The following is a 17446-nucleotide window of genomic DNA, read 5'->3' as shown; positions in this document are numbered from 1 at the left end:
CGGGGGCTCACCCGAATTGATCGGAATGATGGCAGCGGTGCGCAGAGGACCGGCAGGCCGACCAGGAGCCAAATACGCTCGGCCTGGGCAGTGTTGGCCTTCTCCTCGGCGCGGCGCTAGATCCGGGTCCTGCGCCGGATCGCGGCGACGCGCAGACCGAGGGCCCCGGCGAGCAGCACCCACGCCACGGCGCAGTACGCCCAGGCGGTCACGCCGCGGGCCAGTCCGACGGCCGTCCATATGCCCCAGAGCAGAAGGACGACGCACAGCGACGTCCAGGCGATGTCCGCCAGACGCGTGCGCAATTGGGCCCGCTGCCGGGTCCCCGGTTCGAGGTCACCGAGCCCGGACTCCCGGTCCGTCCCCCGTTGCGACATGTCACCGCTCCCTCCGTTGCCGTGAGGCGTCCCGAGTACCCCCGATCCTGAGGCCGTACGCGGTTCAAGTGCCGTCGGACAAACAGGCGTTGGGGTCGGAGGCCGTGGCCGGAGGTGCGGCCCGGTGGCCCGTCAGGGGATACGCGCCACGCCGGCGTAGATGGCGCTGCCCTCGGGCTCGGGGGCCGGTGCGGTACGGAACCACTCCGGTGCCGTGACCAGGCCGGGCTCGACCAGCTCCAGGCCGTCGAAGAAGCGGCCGACCTGGGCCCGGCTGCGGAAGCCGAGCTGGATGCCGGCCTTCGCGTACTCGGCGGTGACCTGCTCCGCGAGCTCCGGGTAGATGTCGGAGGCGGCGTGCGACAGCACCAGGTGACTGCCCGAGGGAAGCGTGGAGACCAGGTTGCGGACGATGCCGTGCGCGTCCTGCTCGTCGGGGATGAAGTGCATCAGGGCGATCAGGGACAGCGCGATCGGCCGGTCGAAGTCCAGGACGGCTCGGGCGCGTTCGAGGATCGCCGCCGGTTCCCGCACGTCCGCCTGGATGTAGTCCGTGGCACCTTCGCGGTGGCTGATCAGCAGCGCCTCGGCGTGCCGCAGCACGATCGGGTCGTTGTCGGTGTAGACGATCCTGGCGGTCGGCACCAGGCGCTGGACGATCTGGTGCAGGTTGGGCTCGGTGGGTATGCCCGTGCCGATGTCGAGGAACTGGTCGATGCCCTCCCCGGCGAGCCAGGCGGCCGCGCGGTGCATGAACTGACGGTTCTGCCGCGCCGCGTCGCGCGCCTCGGGCGGCAGCTTCTCACCGACGGCCTCGTCGACCGGATAGTTGTCCTTGCCGCCCAGGAGCCAGTCGTAGACCCTCGCGGGGTGCGCCCGGCTGGTGTCGATCTGCGGGGGGTGAGGTGTGTCGGTCGTCATGGCGGGCTCCGGCGCGCGAAGGGGTCCAGTATTTCGATCACCGTAGTCTGGCACACCATCTCGGGCGCCTCACGCGGCAGTTGGGAGCAGTCGCGTCTCCGCCGCGGGCAGCCCCTTGGCCCACCAGTGGTCGTAGCGCCGGTAGACGTCCGGGTCGCGGGCGGCGAGGAACGCGGTGAGCGACGCGGCCTCGGCGGCCAGGCCCTCCCAGGCCCGCTCGGTGAGGTGGTGGAAGGCGGTCGCCTCGACGCCGCCCTCGACGGTGCGCCAGACGCCGGCGACATGTCCGTCGACCAGCAGCGTGGGCAGCACGTCGCCGTTCACCCGTGTCACGACCTTGCGGTAGGCGGGTGGGATCACCCGGCTGCGGTCGGCGTAGGCCAGCAGGACGCTGTCCCACATCGCCATCAGCCTGGGCGGCGCCGGGACGTCCTCGGCCGGCCGGGGCGCCCCGTGGATGTCGTACACCGCCGTGCCCTCGGGCCCCTCCAGCACGTCCAGTTCGTCGGCGAGTGCCTCCACCGCCGCTCTGACCCGCGACCGCTGGACCATCGCGAACTGTGCCATGTCGGCCACGGACGCCGGTCCGAAGCCCTCCAGGTAGCGGCGCACCAGGATGCGCAGCCCGTCCGCGGCGGCCCCGGGCTCCCCCGGCGCGGGCCGTTCGCCCGACGTGACGTACGAGGGACGGTGGCCGTAGGACCAGGGGCCGCCGGTGGGCGCGTGCCACAGCGGCGCGTACTGGCGCAGCATGCGCTGCGCGCCCGACTCCACCGGCCTGCCCACGAGTTCCTCGATCCGCGCGCCCAGTTCGGCCACCGTGCGGGGGCCGTCGGCGAACTTCAGCAGCTCCACGACGAGGGCGTCGGCGTCTGCGGCGGTGAGTCCCGACGCGGTGAACCGGGGGTCGCCGAGCCGGGAGCCGCGCAGCGTCGGCTCCATGGCCGCGCGGAAGGGCGCGTAGTCGTCGGCGTGGACCGCGTGCAGGGTGAGCCGCATCAGCGTGGCCTTCACCGTCCGCCGGCCGGCCACGGCCGCATCGAGGTCGGCCGGGTCGAAGCCGCTCAGCCGGTTCCAGAGCGCCACGTACGGCGACGCGGGCTGCTGCGCCTGCAGGGCGACCAGCCGCCGTACCGCCTCCACGACGTCGAGCGTCTCGCGCCGCAACAGCAACTGCCGGGCGAGCGTGGCACGGTTGAGCGCCTCCGCGGTGATCCTCATGCCGGGATTCTCTCCCGTCCGGGCCGGCGCGGCACAGGGTTTCGCCAGGTCACCCGCCGCTCGGCGCCCGGAGGCCGGGCGGCGCCGCCCGGCCTGCGCCCACCGGGCCGGGATCGCGCCCGGCGCGCGGGCTGCGGACCACTCCCCGCGAGGGACCGGCGCCGCCGGCCGAGGACCCCCGGCACGGCGACACCGCCCTGTCCGGTCGGGGGCGGGACGGCTCGTCGCCGGTCGGGGGCGGGCGTACCGCTACTTCGCGGACACCTTCACGTCGTCCGACGCGACATCACTCGCGTACGCGATGGACAGGCCCGGGACCTCCTGGGCGACGCGGGCCACCATCGCGCGGTGCCAGGCGGCCGGGTACCCGGACTCCGGGTGCGCGGCCCGGTACTCCGCGTCGTCGCGGTAGGTGACGATCCCGGGGTCCGGGAGGCCGGCGAGACCCTTGACGACCTTGCCGACGAACTCACCGGTGAGTCGCTCCAGGTCACCGAGGGCGGCCCGGACGACTCCGGGGATCCGCTCGCCGCCCCGCTCCCACGCCTCGATCGTGGCGGGCGGGACGCCCACGTGCTCGGCCAGCCAGGCCTGGGCCAGGCCGAGGGACTCGCGTACGACCCGGAACTCCGCCGCCGTCATGGCTCTGCCCTCGGACACGCCGTCGGCTTCGCGGTTGTCGCTCATGATGTCCCTTCGGATGGTGGGCCCGGCGGAGAGCTGGTACCCGTAAGACCGGAGAGACAGTCCCGGTCAGGGCCGGACGCCGGTCCCGGGGTCCGCGTCGGCCCCGGCCCGGCCACGGCCGGCCCAGGTCACGGGGCGTACGGGCCTCCCGCCTGGGAGGCTGGTGGCGGTGGCCCGGCCGCACGCCGGTACCGGGCGGCCGCCTCAGGTCCCTCACCGGCCTCTTCGCCGGTCCCTTCACCGGTCCCTTCACCCTCCTGAACGGAGCACGCACCCGTGGCCACGATGACGCTGCACGCCGAAGGGCCCGCTCCCGCGGACGAGGTCTGGCTGCGCTACGTCGCCCCGCGGCGCTGGCCGTCATGGTCTCCGCAGATCCGGGCCGTGCGCGTGGCCGCCGACCGTATCGTCCCGGGCCTGCGGGGCCAGGTCGTCTCCCTGGCCCGGGTCACCGCGTCCTTCGTCATCGAGTCGGTCGACGAGGAGCGGCGCGAGTGGGCCTGGCGGGTACGGCTCGGGCCTTTGCGGCTGCGCCTGCACCACGCCGTCCGGGCCCGCGGGGACGGCACGGCGACGACACTGCGGATGGAGGGCCCGGCGCTCGCGCTCGCCCTGTACGCCGGCCCGGCGCGCCTGGCACTGCACCGGCTCGTACGGCGATGAGCGCCTCGGACGCCGTACGAGCCGGACTCGGCATCACTGCTGAGCCGGACTCGCCGTCGGGCGACGGCCACGCGGTGTGACGACCACCGGCTGCACCGGGACGCACGTGTCGGCGAGACGGCGGGCGGCGCATGAGCGGCTGGGCAGCGGGCACGTGGAACACCCCGGAGGGGCACAGCGCCGCTCCCTGACTCCCCCGTCTCCCGGGAACAGCCGGAGGAACGGGCGGGTCGGCGGTGGACCCCGTCCCAACGAGAACTGAGGTGTGTCATGGTCGTCCTCGCCATCGTCGCCGTGTGCGTCGTCCTGCTGGTCCTGGCCTTTCTGGTACCGCGGCTCTCGCACGGTCCCCAGCGCGGGACGCAGCGCACGCTCGGCGCCGGCTCGCAGGCCGCCGGCAAGGCCCCGGGCCGGCTCGGCCGCTGGCTGAGCAAGCCGTTCCGCAGCAGCTCCAAGGCCGTCGGCCGCAGCGGCTCCACGGGACGCCGGGCGCGCGGTCACATGCCATTCTGAGCTGGTAGGGGTCCTTTCCCGCCGGGCGCCGGCCGACGGCGCCCGGCCCCGGCCACAGCAGCCGGCGAGGTCGCGAGCAGGAGGGAACCAAGTCCGTGGTCGATCCGCTGAGGCCCAAGGCGCCAGCCGAGAGCCGCTCGGGCACCTCCCCCGGGGTGGAACTGCTCGACGGGCTCCAGGTGGACGAGGAGCGGCCGGAACAGCCCGTCCTTCTGGACGGCGACGGCAAGCCCCTCGACACCTGGCGCGAGAACTATCCGTACGACACGAAGCTCGGGCGCAAGTCCTACGAGCGGCAGAAGCGCATCCTCCAGATCGAGCTGCTCAAGCTGCAGAAGTGGGTCCGGGAGACCGGCCAGCGTGTCGTCGTGGTGTGCGAGGGCCGGGACGCGGCCGGCAAGGGCGGCACCATCAAGCGCTTCACCGAGCGCCTCAATCCGCGCGGCGCCCGCGTGGTGGCGCTCGACAAGCCCACCGAGCGCGAGTCCGGACAGTGGTACTTCCAGCGCTACGTCCCCCACCTCCCCGCCCCCGGAGAGATCGTCTTCTTCGACCGGTCCTGGTACAACCGGGCCGGGGTCGAGCGGGTCATGGGCTTCTGCACTCCCGCCCAGTACCGGCACTTCTACGCGCAGGCCCCGGTGTTCGAGAAGCTGCTCACCGACGACGGCATCGTGCTGGTCAAGTTCTGGTTCTCGGTCTCCCGCGGCGAGCAGCGCACACGTTTCGCGATCCGCCAGGTCGACCCGGTACGGCAGTGGAAGCTGTCCCCGACGGACGTGGCCTCCCTGGACCTGTGGGACGCCTACACCCACGCGAAGGTCGACATGTTCCGTGCGACGGACACCCCGTACGCGCCGTGGACCGTGGTGAAGACGAACGACAAGCGCCGGGGGCGCCTCGAGGCGATCCGCCATCTCCTGCTGCGCTGCGACTACACCGCCAAGGACGAGAAGGCGATCGGGGAAGCCGACCCGCTGATCATCGGGGCCGCCGACACCCTGCTGGAGCGCGGCGAGGAACCCAGCGACCTCTCTCCGACCCCGCTGTCCCCCCACCGCGGCGGCCCCGGCCAGCACCCCGACAGGACGGGCTGAGACGGGAGTTGTCGTACGGCGACTCGACCGGCGTCAGGTATGACATGGCGCCGGTCGAGGCCGTTCGTGGTCCTTTCCGACGGCCGCCCTGGGCGCCGGCCGGTCCCCGAAGCCGTCTTGCTCCTACCCGACGGCCCGCCCTGGGCGCCGGCCGGTCCCCGAAGCCGTCCTGATCCTTCCCGACGGCTGGCCCGGCAGGGAGCCGGCCCGAATCGCCTGACGTGACGTCAACTCGTAGGCCTCGCAAGTGATCACGCCGACGGCAGGCGACGTACTGAACTTCTCGATCATGGGCACACGGCAGAAGTGATCTTCGTACTGTCCGTGAGAGGGGATGACCGCGCATGGCCACACCCGTACGCCGAACAGGGCCCATGAACCGTCGGCGCGGCTTCGATCTGCGTTCCACCGCCCTGCTGTTCGGGCTCCTCGCCGCGGTCATCGGCATCCTGGGGGCCGCCGCCAAGGTCGCCAGTGGTGTCCTGGAACGGCGCCCCGAACTGGCCGTCGTCCTCTGCCTGGTGGGCCTGCCGGCCGCCCTGGCCCTGCGCAGCGGCCGACGCCGGTTCTCGGCGAGGCGAGCCGCGCGCCGGGCCGTCGCCGCCCTCGACGAGGGGACCGCCACCGCCCTGCACACCCTGGAGACCGAACCGCTCCCCTCCCCCGCGCCGGCGGCCACCGAGCCGTTCGTCCCGGTCGGCCGGGAACCCACACTCCCGCTCGGCACCGGACCGACGGAGCCGACCGACATCCTTGTCGAAGCGGAGCCCGAGGCGGTCGACTACGAGGCCCTGGACGCCGACGAGTTCGAGCAGGCGGTCGCCGCCCTGTGCGAGCGCGACGGCTGCTCGGACGTCGAAGTCGTCGGAGGGGCGGGCGACTTGGGCGCCGATGTGGTCGCCACCGCGCCGGACGGGCGACGCGTCGTCATCCAGTGCAAGCGGTACTGCGAGGACAACCGGGTCGGCTCCCAGGACATGCAGCGTTTCGGCGGCACGTGTTACACCGTCCACGCCGCAGATGTCGCCGTGGTGGTGACCACCAGCGCGTTCACCGCGCCCGCCGTCGACTACGCCGACCAGTGCGGCATCCTGTGCGTCGACCGCGAGGTCCTGGAGGCGTGGAGCGACGGCACCGGCCCCGAGCCCTGGGCGGTCGCCGCCGACGGCGGTCCCGCCCTCTGACACACCTGCCGCCGGGGTCGGGGCGGCGGAGGGGGGTCCGACAGGCCCGGGCCGGGCGGCCGGCCACCGGCAGCCGGGCCGGACGTCCGGGCCGGACGTCCCGGACCGAGCGGCATACCCTGCCCGGCCGCGGCACACCCGCATGCGCAGAGGTCAGTTCACGCTCGGGCGGCGGTGACGTCACCGTTGACGGTGGTGAGGGTCATCGTGCGGTCCTCGGCGGCGCCGGCGGTGGGCACGGTGACCGAGGGCCGGCCGTTGTCGGTGGTCGCCGAGACCCGGTAGGCGGGGGCGTCGTGCGGGACCGTGACGCGGACCGAGCCGTTCGTGGTGGCCGCGGTCGCTCCGGCCGGGGAACTGCCGCAGTCGAGCACGACGTCACCGTTCACCGTGTCGGCGTGCACCCGCCCGGCCCGCAGGGTCTGCGCGTTGATGGAGCCGTTGCGGGTCGTCAGCCGTACCGCCGCGCCGCGCTCGCCGGAACGGGTCACGCTCACATCGCCGTTGACGGTCGTGAGGTCCAGTCCCGCGGAGAGCCCGGCGACGTCGATGCCGGCGTTGCGGGCGGAGACGCTGACGGCGGTGTCCGCCGGGACGTCGATCTCCGGCATGCGCGGGCACTCCTGGTGGCGCTCGCCCTCCGCCGGGCACGACAGGTCCAGGACCCACGTGTCGTTCCGGTGGGACCAGTGGTGGTCGATCCTGCGGTCGACGCCGACGGTGTCACCGTCGGCGGGTCGCAGTCGTACGCCGTTCTCCGTGGTGATCACCAGACTCGCCCCGCCGGTCAGCGCCGGACTCGTTCCGCCCGCCGGTGAGGCGTCGTCCTGCCCGTGGGCTCCCCCGCAGGCGGCGACAAGAGGGATGACCGCGAGCAGTGCGGCGACCCGCCGTTTGTGCGTCGTTGTCGTTGTGTCCATGACCGCCGGTTTCCCCGCCGCGGCTCTCCCATGGCCCCGCCTCCCGCCTCAGGACAGCTGCCTGCACCCGCCCTCACCCCGTCCCGCCTCCATCAAGGAGCCCGGACTCTCGGGCGCCCTCGACCGGTCGAACCCGCGCATCCCTTCAGGAGTACACACCGCAGTGCACGCCCCGCTCGGCAGTACATCGCACGGCCATCACATAAGAAACCGCCTGCCTGGTTTCTACAGCACTCCAGCCGGACGGTGCCCGATATTCACCCATGCGCCATTCGCCAGCCGCGGCTGCGGTAGCGGAAGGGCTGGCGCCGTTTAGAAACGGGGGCGACCCGTCCGATTCTCGCCAGGCCGGATTCCGCGAAATGCCTTGAAAACAAAACCGGTGGGTCCGTATCTTATCGAGTCGGAACCTCAAGCACCGTCCCCATCCACCCTTGCGCAGACGCGGAAAGAGGCGGCACGAGATGACCCTTCTGACCATTGACCCGGCACACGACACGGCCGCGCCCACCGAACCGTCCGCAGCGGCCCTGGAAGCGAGACCGTCCATACCGACCGGACGTACCGCGGAGAGGGGACCGATGGGGCCGCTCGGCCTCACCACCACCGTCCCCCGCGAGTACGTCCACCGGGCGAGCCATGCCGAGGTCTTCCTCACCGGCTGCCGCAGGCACGACGACGCGCACTACACCCTCAGCGGGCAGTGGCCGCGCGCCCACACCTTCTTCACCACTCCGGACGGCGCGCACCACGACTCGCTGCAGGCGGCAGAAACCATTCGTCAGACGGGTCTCTACCTCGCCCACGCCGAACTCGGGGTCCCCCTCGGGCACCACTTCCTCCTGCACGACCTGACCGTCACCACGCACCCGGACCAGATGGCGATCGGCCCTCTCCCGACCGACCTGGTCCTGCGCGCCACCTGCACCGACGTGGTCCGCAAGGGCAAGCGCCTGGCCGAGTTCCGTATGGACATCACGGTCCTGGGCGACGACGACCGGCCCTACGCCACGGGCGGCGGCCGCTTCACCTGCCTCACCCCCGCCACGTACCGCCGGCTCCGCGGCAGCGGCGACGCCGCCGACACCCCCATCCCCGAGCACCCCTTCGACCGCCCCCACCCCGCTCCCCTCGTGGCACCCGCCGTCGTCGGCAAGCGCAACCCCTTCGACGTCGTCCTCTCCCCCACCGGCCGGCCCCACCACTGGCTCCTCAACCCCGACCCCCGCCACCCGGTCCTCTTCGACCACGGCGGCGACCACTACCCCGGCATGGTCCTCATCGAGGCCGCACGCCAGGCCGCGCACGCCCATCACCTCCCGGTGGACCCCCACACCACCACCCTCGTCACCCGCTTCCACCACTACGCCGAGCTGCGCGCCCCCCTCGTGATCGAGACGACGCTGCGGCCCGGCCCCACGGACACACCGACCGTCGACGTCACCGGCCGGCAGACCGACCGCACCGTCTTCACCACCCAGATCGTCACGCGCACCAAGCCGTAACAGGGACGCAGTCCCGCTCCGCCCGGACCGGCGCACCCCGCGGTGCCGGACGTGATGCGAGCAGGTCCCGAACGGGCGAGCGCCCGGCCGGTGCTTGACGGCACCGCCCTCCCCCTCCGCTCGGCTGTCACGCCGCACAGCGTCCTCCCACAAGGACCACCGAGCGCGCCGACACCCCCCGCCGTCCTCGTCGACGGTCCGCACGACCGCCGCTCTCGGCGACGCACCCGCGCCGTCGATCCGAGAGGCCGTCGTCAGGACCTTCGCCCCCCTCCACGGACGCGTCGGCCCCCTTTCTTCTCGCAGGACGCCGCAGAACTCGCGCACGTGCACGGACCCCGACCCAGGCCGTGCCCCTGCCCCGGCGCCCCGAACGCGACAGCGCCATCATCCGGACCGCGACCGGCTCCTTCGCCGCGCCCGTCGAGGCACGACCGGAATGAGCCGCACCGGTTCGTCACGTCACACGGGAGGGGGCTCATCCGCGAGCGCCCCTCCCGCCGTCCCCGTCACGCCCGTCGGCATTCGTCGTCGCCCCGAGGCGCGACACGGTCCGGAGCCGGAAGGCGGCTCCGGACCGTGTGCCCGTCCCGTCGAGGCACCGCGTCGAGGGGACGGCGCTTCGGCTCAGCGACTCACAGACTCAGCGGATGCGGTCGTAGACGAGAGAGAGCGTCCCGTGCTCGCCGGCGGCCTGGGCGGCGAGATTCCAGCGGCCCGCGGGCAGTCCGTCGTCGAAGAGACGGGGCCCGTCGCCGAGGAGGACGGGAAAGACGGTCAGCGCCAGTCGGTCGACGCGGTCGGCCGCCAGCAGTGCCTTGATGACGCTCGCGCTGGACAGTACGAGGATGTCGCCGCCCTCGGTCGCCGTGAGGTCCGCGACCATGTCGGCGGTCGGCTTGTCGACCACCGTCGTCCGCTCCCACGGCGCCTCGGCGAGCGTGGACGAGAGGACGACCTTGTCCGTGTCCACGAGCCACTTGGCGAACGACTCGTCGCGCGGGTCGACTCCCGCCATACCGATGACGGTCGGCCAGAAGCCGAGGAACCCCTCGGCGTTGACCCGGCCGAGGAGGGCGGTCGTCGCCGGCGCCTGGAGCGCGGCCAGGTGGTCGCGGGCGACGTCGGTGTGGGCGTACGGCATCACCCAGCTCATGTCGAGCGGGTCCCGGCCGGCGTAACGGCCGTCGAGGGACAGGCTCATGTTGGTGACGACCCTGCGGCCGCCGGTCTGCTCGGTCATGTCGTACTCCCTGAATCGCTGCGGTCGTCCGTGCCGTTCGTGTCGTCGTCCGTGCCGTCGTACGTGTCCTGCGTGTCCGCGGCGAGGTGCGCCGCGAGCGTGTCGAGGCTCTGCCCGAAGCCGATCTCGATGCCCGCGATGAAATCCGCGGCGTCGACGGTGCTGTCGGAGATCCGCCAGTGCACGTCGAGTTCGGTGCCGGAGCCGGCGGGCCTGAGGCCGAGGTCGACCCGGGCGGTGAACGCGAGGCCGCCGTCCGGGAGAAGCGGGGAGAGCGTGTAGGTGAGGCGCTCATCGGGGCGTGCGTCGACGACGACTCCCTCCGCGCGCCCCACGACCGGGCCGGAGCCGTCGGCGTCCTCCGCGTCGCGGTACTCGTGGACGATCCGTCCGCCGGGGCGCGCCTCGAAGAGGAGCTCGGAGACGCGGAGGTCGTCCGGCGTCCACCATCGGGCGAGCAGCGGAGCCTCCGTCAGATGGCGCCAGACCAGCCCCGGGCTCCCGCTCAGCGTCCGCAGGAAGCCGAAGGAGCGGCCGTCTGCCCACCCCGGCTCCCCGGCCGCCAGTCGCTCCGCCCGGAGGCTGAGTCCGTGGCGGTCGTAGGTGGCCTGGGGACCGTCGGCCCGTTCCACGGCGTCGGCGAGCGCGACGAGCGCGGCGGCCAGCTCGCGCAGCGGCGTGGCACGCAGAGCGTAGACGCGACGCTGGCCGGTGCGCTGCGAGGTGACGATGCCGGCGCGCTCCAGGGTCTGCAGGTGCTTGGTGGTCTGCGGCTGGCGCGCCTCGGCGAGCTGGGCGAGGACGCCGACCGAGCGGGGCCGCTCGGCCAGCAGGGTCACCAGCCGCCAGCGCGCGGGGTCGGCCAGTGCGGTGAGGAGTGCGTCCATGACCAGTAGTATTCACCCTGCAGAATATTCGCGTCAAGGAATATGAAGTGCCTCTCCGAAAGGGCTTCGAAGTGGGTATGCCTGACGTACGGAAGCGCGCGGTTTCCGGACGCGGCAGCGGCGTCCGACCTGCCGCGACTCCGCAAACGGAGGTCCCCTGATGAAGTCCGGTGGCGCTGACAGTCCCCGCTACGTCGCCGTCTCGGGACCGGCCGAGGCCGGAGCCCGGGAAATCGAGCTGGCGCACGAGGTCGGCGCACTGCTGGGCCGACGGGGAGCGGTGGTGCTCTGCGGAGGGCTGGGCGGGGTCATGGAAGCGTGCGCCGAGGGCGCCACGGCGGCGGGCGGGACGGTCGTGGGCCTGCTGCCCGGTCTCGACCGGACCTTGGGCAACCGGCACCTGACGGTGGCCCTGCCCACCGGTCTCGGCGAACTGCGCAACGGCCTTCTCGTCAACGCCTGCGACGCGCTCATCGCCGTGGGCGGCAGCTGGGGGACGCTCAGCGAGGTGGCTCTCGCGCTCCGCGCGGGCAAGCGGGTCGCCGCCCTCGCCACCTGGGGTGTCCCGAGGGAAGCGCTCTCCGCGCCCGGTACGACCCTGCCGGCGGAGGTCGCCACTCCGGCCGAGGCGGTCACCCACGCGCTCATGCGCTGACGTGCCGACCCGCCGACCCGCTCACCGGCCGACCCGCCGACCCGCCGACTGACACCGTCGCGCGCGACCGACCTCGGCCTGCGCACCCGCCAGCGCAGCGACGTGATCGGGTCAAGCCTTCACCCGTCCGGCGGGTTCCGAAGGTGCACGGAAGTGGCGATTTTGCGTCAGCTACAGATCGCCGCTTTGCCCGTGAATGCGGCTTTCTGACCGACATTTCAGGTTCTTCATACCGCTTTGTGCCAGCTCGCGTGGTGTCCGTGAGCCCATGGCACAGGCCAGGTACCCCCGTGTCTGGATGTCACCCCCATGCACACTTACGTCACCAGGCGAGCGCAGTCCGTGGTCCACCGCTGCCGTCCCGTCCCATGGGGGATATCCGCATGAAGAGCCGCGCAGGCCGTCGCCGTACGCCTCCGCACAGGCCCGCAACGGGGCCCGTCGGCCTTTCGGCAGCCGTGCGGTGGGCGGGCGGGCTCCTGTGCTGGACGCTGGCCGCCGCCATGATGGGCGCAGCGGCGGAAACGGTTCTGCAGCCGACGGCCGACTGGTGGGGAACGGTCTGGCGGGTGCCGTGGTGCCTCACGCCCGTGTGGGCCGTCGCCTGGGCGGTGCTGCGGCAGCGGGAGAAGTCGGCGGCCGGGCGGCGGGAGCTGGACGAGGACGTCCCGGAGGAATTCGGCGAAGCCGCCTGACGACGGTGGGCCTCGCCCGCGTGCGCGGACGGCCCGAGGGCCTGATCCCACCGCGGTGCGCTCGCGGCCCACCGAGTAGCCGTCACCGCGGAGCCAGGCTCGCGCGGCTGCTTGGTCCGCTCATGGGCCGCCTCGAAGCCGCCACTGCCTACCGCGGTCCGCTCGCGGCCCACGCGAGCCGTCACTGTCGGGGAGCGCCGATCACGCGGCGCCGGTGCGGACACCGTTTCGTCCGCGCGGATCGCGCGCCGGGATCGCGCGCCGCGCACCGCGTCCGTGTGGGCTCAGGCGTGGGGCAGCCGGTTGGCCGGCTCCGCGACACCGAAGTCCAGTACGTCCTCCGCGGTGCGGGCGGTTTCGTGCGCGGCCTGCCGGACGCTCGCGAGGACATCGCCCTGCTCGTCGACGAGGCGGTCGTAGATCGGCGCCGGTGCGGTGGGAAGAGCGGGCACGGGAGTGGACTCCTGAGGATCGGCTGCATGACAGGGCCGACCGCCGAGCCGGGGCCGACCAATGGAGGACCCTACGCCACCACGATCGATCATGGACGGCCGGGGAGAGTCCCAGTTCGGAGACGTACGCCACACGCCCGCCGAGGTGACCCGCCACGGGTTCCGCCGCCCGCTCCCTCCCTCCGGACGGGCCGGGCGGCGACGCACCGGCCCGTCGCCGGCCGAGACGCCCCGCCCTCCTGTTGCGGCACGCGTCGGCGACGGCCGGTCCTCCGCTCTTCCGGGACCGGTCTCCCGCCTGCCAGACTCCGGAGGGTGCCCGACTTCGACATGCTTGTCATCGGATCCGGCCCCGGCGGCCAGAAGGCTGCCATCGCCGCGGCCAAACTCGGCCGCCGCGTCGCCGTCATCGACCGCCCCGACATGGTCGGCGGGGTCTCCATCCACACCGGGACGATCCCCTCCAAGACCCTGCGGGAGGCGGTCCTCTACCTCACCGGCCTCACCCAGCGCGATCTCTACGGCCAGAGCTACCGGCTCAAGGAGGACATCACCGTCTCCGACCTGACGGCGCGCACCCAGCACGTGGTCGGCCGCGAAGTGGACGTCATCCGCAGTCAGTTGTCCCGCAACCACGTCGCGCTGTTCGGCGGCACCGGCCGCTTCGTTGACGACCACACCATCGCACTGCGCGAAGTGAACGGCCACGACAGGCTGTTGAGTGCCGAGCACATCGTCATCGCGACCGGCACACGGCCCGCCAGGCCCGCCGCCGTGGAGTTCGACGAACGCACGATCATGGATTCGGACAACGTCCTGCACCTGGAGCGGGTGCCGCGTTCCATGGTCATCGTCGGCGCCGGCGTGATCGGCATGGAATACGCGTCCATGTTCGCCGCGCTCGGCAGCAAGGTCACGGTGGTCGAGAAGCGGCCCGGCATGCTCGACTTCTGCGATGTCGAGGTCGTCGAGTCGCTGAAGTACCACCTGCGCGACCTCGCCGTCACCTTCCGCTTCGGGGAGACCGTCGCCGCGGTCGAACGCCATCCCCGCGGCACGCTGACGGTCCTGGAGAGCGGCAAGAAGATCCCCGCGGACGCCGTCATGTACTCCGCGGGACGGCAGGGACTCACGGACGAACTCGACCTCGGCAAGGCGGGACTGTCCGCCGACCGGCGCGGCCGGATCACCGTCGACGAGCACTACCGCACCGAGGTGCCGCACATCTACGCCGTGGGCGACGTCATCGGCTTCCCCGCGCTGGCCGCGACCTCCATGGAACAGGGCAGAACGGCCGCTTACCACGCGTGCGGTGAACCCGTGAACCGGATGCACGACCTCCAGCCGATCGGCATCTACACCATCCCCGAGATCAGCTTCATCGGGAAGACCGAGGACCAACTGACCGAGGCCCGCGTGCCGTTCGAGGTGGGCATCTCCCGCTACCGCGAACTCGCCCGCGGCCAGATCATCGGCGACTCGCACGGCATGCTCAAGCTGCTGGTCTCCCCCGACGACCGCACGCTGCTCGGCGTGCACTGCTTCGGCACCGGCGCCACCGAACTCATCCACATCGGCCAGTCCGTCATGGGCTGCGGCGGCACCGTCGACTACCTGGTCGACGCCGTCTTCAACTATCCGACACTCGCCGAGTCCTACAAGGTGGCCGCCCTGGACGCCACCAACAAGATCAGGCAGATCGACCGGCTCAGGGACTGACGGGGCACGTCTCCGGCGGCCGGGTCACTCCGGCCGCCGGATTCTCCCCGCCCCCGCGACCCCTCCCCAGGCCCCGCCGGCAGGACTCGGCGCCGGGGCTGCGCCGGGCAGGGCGACGGAGAGCATAAGCTCGGCGGATGGCGAAGTACTTCGACGTGCACCCGGACAACCCTCAGCAGCGCACCATCAGTCAGGTGGCGGACAGCATCCGCTCCGGTGCGCTCGTCGTCTATCCGACCGACTCCTGTTTCGCGTTGGGATGCCAACTGGGGAGCCGGGACGGCATCGACCGGATCCGTACGATCCGGCAGCTCGACGACCGCCACCACTTCACCCTGGTGTGCCAGAACTTCGCCCAACTCGGCCAGTTCGTACGGGTGGACAAGGACGTCTTCCGTGCCATCAAGGCGTCCACGCCCGGCCGCTACACCTTCATCCTCCCCGCGACGAAGGAAGTGCCGCGCAAGCTGCTCCACCCGAAGAAGCACACCGTCGGTGTCCGCATCCCCGACCACGTGGTCGCGCAGGCACTGCTCGCCGAGCTCGGCGAACCGCTCCTCTCCAGCACGCTGCTGCTGCCCGACGAGGACGAACCGCTGACCCAGGGCTGGGAGATCAAGGAACGGCTCGACCACGTGGTGGACGCGGTCGTGGACTCCGGGGACTGCGGGACGGAACCGACGACCGTCATCGACTTCTCCAGCGGTGAGGCCGAGATCGTACGGCGCGGAGCGGGCGACCCCACGCGGTTCGAGTGACGGGCGGCCTCACCGGCCGGTCGTGAACTCCCGCCGTTCCCCCGCTTCTCCCGCTTCCTCCGCTTCCTCCGCTTCCGGGCGGCCGGGGACCAGGGCGTCGAGACCGTGTCCGGTTCCCGCGCGAAGGACGTACCGGCCCGCCCATCCCTCCTTACCGTCGAGTAATATCGCGCGGCAGGCCCCCCGAGGAGGAACCGTGCCCAGGTCCCAACGCTCACCCCTGCTGCTCGCCGGCCTGCTGGCCTCGGCGGGCGTCGTCCATTTCGTCGCGCCGCGGTCCTTCGACGCGACCATCCCCCGCGCACTGCCGGGCGCACCCCGGACGTGGACGTACGCCAGCGGTGTCGTCGAGCTGGCGCTGGCCGCCGGGGTGGCCGTGCCCCGTACGCGGCGCGCCGCCGCCCTGGCGACGGCCGCGTTCTTCGTCGGCGTGTTCCCCGCCAACGTGCAGATGGCGGTGGACTGGCGTCACCGTCCCGCACCCCTCAGGACCGCGGCCCTCGCCCGGCTCCCCCTCCAGGTGCCGCTCGTGCTGTGGGCGCGCGGTGTCGCCAAGAACCAGAAAGGTCTGTCATGACGAGTCGCGTGGACGTGGGCGACAAGGTCGAGGACTTCGCCCTGCCGGACGAGACGGGCACGCCCCGGCACCTGTCCGAACTGCTCGGCGACGGACCGGTCGTGCTGTTCTTCTACCCCGCCGCCCTCACACCCGGCTGCACCGCCGAGGCCTGCCACTTCCGTGACCTCTCGGCCGAGTTCGCCGCCGCCGGAGCACGGCCGGTGGGCATAAGCGGCGACCCCGTGGACCGGCAGCAGGAGTTCGTCGGGCGCCACACGCTGGGCTTCCCGCTGCTGTCCGACGTCGACGGAGCGGTGCGCGAGCAGTTCGGCGTCAAGCGGGGCTTCTCCATCGCTCCCACGAAGCGGATCACCTTCGTGATCGCACAGGACCGCACCGTCCTGGAGGTCGTCCGCAGCGAGCTGCGGATGAGCGTGCACGCCGACCGCGCCCTCGCCGCCCTGAACGCGCACCGCGACTGATCCGCGCGTTCCCGGTGGACGGACGACAAAGGCCCGGGGCGTCGCCCCGGGCCTTCCGTCACAGGTTCGCCGGGCCGCCGGTCGTCACCGAACGGCCCGGGTCACCCGCGATCAGTCGTTGACGCACTTGTTGCCGAACGCCGGGTTCAGCAGACCGACCACGTTGACGGAGTTGCCGCACACGTTGACCGGAATGTGGACCGGAACCTGGATGACATTGCCCGAGAGCACGCCCGGGCTGTTCACCGCGGCTCCGGTTGCGTCGGAGTCGGCGGCGGCTGCACCGGCGGTCCCCAGGACGGACACGGTGGCCAGGGCGGCCGCAGTCATCAGGCGGATACGCATTACAAGCTCCCATCAGTCGCACGGTTGCGGTCTCTTCACCATGACCTCGGGAACCGGCGACCGACATTGATGTACGGCCGAACGGGTCCGGCGGCCCTCGGGGGCCTCGACGAGGCCTCGACGAGCGGGAGTCTCCCGGGGCACGGACGCCACGTCCGGAATGCAGGGATCGGCCGTTGCCGGGACAATTCGAGGTACATCCATCGCTTGTGCGTCTCCAGATGCCGGCACCAGGTGACTCCGGAGCCCGGAAGTGCACCAGAGCGGGCCAGGGGTACCCGTGAGACAGAACAGGTCGACCAGGGAGAACACCATGTCAAAGACTCAGCCCGGTTCGTCTTCCCCGTCCGACGACACGACCACCCCGGACGCCCTTCTGCACACCGGCGCGGGGGGCGAGGTGTCCGCCGAGGACCTGGTGCTCGCCGCGGGCCGTGACGTCAACCCGAAGAACCTCGCCTGGGCGGAGCGCAGGCTGGCGGAGGACGGCCAGGCGGCCATGGACAAGCTCCTGCCGTAAGGAACCGAGGACCGGAGCGGCCGGGCGGTGCACACCGCCCGGC

21 protein-coding genes are annotated in these 17446 nt (G+C 72.2%); 12 read left to right on the top strand and 9 right to left on the bottom strand.

The window, feature by feature from the left end:
- Positions 1-116: 116 nt before the first annotated feature.
- The 4 genes from ACWGIS_RS30490 to ACWGIS_RS30475 form a co-directional block, all read right to left on the bottom strand.
- The gene (locus ACWGIS_RS30490; RefSeq protein WP_453365698.1) at positions 117-377 is read right to left on the bottom strand and encodes a hypothetical protein; all 261 of its coding nucleotides are present in this window, start codon (positions 375-377) and stop codon (positions 117-119) included.
- A gap of 132 nt (positions 378-509) precedes the next feature.
- Positions 510-1298, bottom strand: coding sequence for an SAM-dependent methyltransferase (locus ACWGIS_RS30485; protein ID WP_453365697.1), 789 nt, complete (start codon positions 1296-1298; stop codon positions 510-512).
- Positions 1299-1367: 69 nt separating this feature from the next.
- Positions 1368-2519 carry a winged helix DNA-binding domain-containing protein gene (locus ACWGIS_RS30480; RefSeq protein WP_453365696.1) on the bottom strand — a complete coding sequence of 384 codons (1152 nt, stop codon included), beginning with the start codon at positions 2517-2519 and terminating at the stop codon, positions 1368-1370.
- A 249-nt stretch (positions 2520-2768) separates the two neighbouring features.
- Positions 2769-3206: a helix-turn-helix domain-containing protein gene (locus tag ACWGIS_RS30475; RefSeq protein WP_453365695.1), complete on the bottom strand. Its 438-nt coding sequence runs from the start codon at positions 3204-3206 to the stop codon at positions 2769-2771.
- A 285-nt stretch (positions 3207-3491) separates the two neighbouring features.
- On the opposite strand from ACWGIS_RS30475, the gene ACWGIS_RS30470 reads away from it, so the two are divergent.
- The 4 genes from ACWGIS_RS30470 (at position 3492) to ACWGIS_RS30455 (ending at position 6663) form a co-directional block, all read left to right on the top strand.
- The gene (locus ACWGIS_RS30470) at positions 3492-3869 is read left to right on the top strand and encodes an SRPBCC family protein (protein WP_453365730.1); all 378 of its coding nucleotides are present in this window, start codon (positions 3492-3494) and stop codon (positions 3867-3869) included.
- A gap of 270 nt (positions 3870-4139) precedes the next feature.
- Complete coding sequence (locus ACWGIS_RS30465) at positions 4140-4382, top strand: DUF6411 family protein (RefSeq protein WP_453365694.1); 243 nt, start codon at positions 4140-4142, stop codon at positions 4380-4382.
- A 107-nt stretch (positions 4383-4489) separates the two neighbouring features.
- Positions 4490-5479, top strand: a complete 990-nt coding sequence (gene ppk2 / locus ACWGIS_RS30460; RefSeq protein ID WP_453365729.1) for a polyphosphate kinase 2 — start codon at positions 4490-4492, stop codon at positions 5477-5479.
- Positions 5480-5853: 374 nt separating this feature from the next.
- The gene (locus ACWGIS_RS30455; protein WP_453365693.1) at positions 5854-6663 is read left to right on the top strand and encodes a restriction endonuclease; all 810 of its coding nucleotides are present in this window, start codon (positions 5854-5856) and stop codon (positions 6661-6663) included.
- Between the two features lie 158 nt (positions 6664-6821).
- On the opposite strand, the gene ACWGIS_RS30450 is transcribed toward ACWGIS_RS30455, so the two are convergent.
- Positions 6822-7583, bottom strand: a complete 762-nt coding sequence (locus ACWGIS_RS30450; RefSeq protein WP_453365692.1) for a DUF4097 family beta strand repeat-containing protein — start codon at positions 7581-7583, stop codon at positions 6822-6824.
- A gap of 581 nt (positions 7584-8164) precedes the next feature.
- On the opposite strand from ACWGIS_RS30450, the gene ACWGIS_RS30445 reads away from it, so the two are divergent.
- A complete protein-coding gene (locus ACWGIS_RS30445; protein WP_453365691.1) occupies positions 8165-9088 on the top strand; it encodes a ScbA/BarX family gamma-butyrolactone biosynthesis protein in 924 nt (307 codons plus the stop codon).
- A 643-nt stretch (positions 9089-9731) separates the two neighbouring features.
- Here ACWGIS_RS30445 and ACWGIS_RS30440 read toward each other — a convergent pair.
- The gene (locus ACWGIS_RS30440) at positions 9732-10331 is read right to left on the bottom strand and encodes a dihydrofolate reductase family protein (protein ID WP_453365690.1); all 600 of its coding nucleotides are present in this window, start codon (positions 10329-10331) and stop codon (positions 9732-9734) included.
- Entirely contained in the window at positions 10328-11218 is an 891-nt protein-coding gene (locus ACWGIS_RS30435) for a metalloregulator ArsR/SmtB family transcription factor (protein ID WP_453365689.1), read from the bottom strand. Before ACWGIS_RS30435 ends, ACWGIS_RS30440 begins: the two co-directional genes overlap by 4 nt.
- 160 nt (positions 11219-11378) lie before the next feature.
- Here ACWGIS_RS30435 and ACWGIS_RS30430 point away from each other — a divergent pair, with 160 nt between their 5' ends.
- Positions 11379-11873 carry a TIGR00725 family protein gene (locus ACWGIS_RS30430; protein ID WP_453365688.1) on the top strand — a complete coding sequence of 165 codons (495 nt, stop codon included), beginning with the start codon at positions 11379-11381 and terminating at the stop codon, positions 11871-11873.
- 383 nt (positions 11874-12256) lie between these two features.
- Positions 12257-12568: a hypothetical protein gene (locus tag ACWGIS_RS30425; protein ID WP_453365687.1), complete on the top strand. Its 312-nt coding sequence runs from the start codon at positions 12257-12259 to the stop codon at positions 12566-12568.
- A 284-nt stretch (positions 12569-12852) separates the two neighbouring features.
- Here ACWGIS_RS30425 and ACWGIS_RS30420 read toward each other — a convergent pair whose 3' ends face one another.
- Positions 12853-13020 carry a hypothetical protein gene (locus tag ACWGIS_RS30420; protein WP_453365686.1) on the bottom strand — a complete coding sequence of 56 codons (168 nt, stop codon included), beginning with the start codon at positions 13018-13020 and terminating at the stop codon, positions 12853-12855.
- A 315-nt stretch (positions 13021-13335) separates the two neighbouring features.
- On the opposite strand from ACWGIS_RS30420, the gene sthA reads away from it, so the two are divergent.
- The 4 genes from sthA (at position 13336) to ACWGIS_RS30400 (ending at position 16538) form a co-directional block, all read left to right on the top strand.
- Positions 13336-14739, top strand: a complete 1404-nt coding sequence (sthA, locus tag ACWGIS_RS30415; protein ID WP_453365685.1) for a Si-specific NAD(P)(+) transhydrogenase — start codon at positions 13336-13338, stop codon at positions 14737-14739.
- A gap of 137 nt (positions 14740-14876) precedes the next feature.
- On the top strand, positions 14877-15497 hold the full coding sequence (locus ACWGIS_RS30410; protein WP_453365684.1) for an L-threonylcarbamoyladenylate synthase: 621 nt from the start codon (positions 14877-14879) through the stop codon (positions 15495-15497).
- 196 nt (positions 15498-15693) lie between these two features.
- Positions 15694-16074: a DoxX family protein gene (locus tag ACWGIS_RS30405; RefSeq protein WP_453365683.1), complete on the top strand. Its 381-nt coding sequence runs from the start codon at positions 15694-15696 to the stop codon at positions 16072-16074.
- A complete protein-coding gene (locus ACWGIS_RS30400; RefSeq protein ID WP_453365682.1) occupies positions 16071-16538 on the top strand; it encodes a peroxiredoxin in 468 nt (155 codons plus the stop codon). The genes ACWGIS_RS30405 and ACWGIS_RS30400 overlap by 4 nt, the downstream gene beginning before the upstream one ends.
- Before the next feature lie 111 nt (positions 16539-16649).
- Here the strand turns inward: ACWGIS_RS30400 and ACWGIS_RS30395 are convergent, their stop codons facing one another.
- Positions 16650-16883 (bottom strand): chaplin, encoded by a 234-nt coding sequence (locus ACWGIS_RS30395; protein WP_453365681.1) that lies wholly within the window; start codon positions 16881-16883, stop codon positions 16650-16652.
- 313 nt (positions 16884-17196) lie between these two features.
- Between ACWGIS_RS30395 and ACWGIS_RS30390 the strand changes: the two genes are divergently transcribed.
- A complete protein-coding gene (locus tag ACWGIS_RS30390) occupies positions 17197-17403 on the top strand; it encodes a hypothetical protein (protein ID WP_453365680.1) in 207 nt (68 codons plus the stop codon).
- Positions 17404-17446: the final 43 nt, after the last annotated feature.

This window comes from Streptomyces sp. NPDC054842 (assembly GCF_053611025.1).
This window is presented reverse-complemented; position numbering and strand designations above follow the sequence as displayed.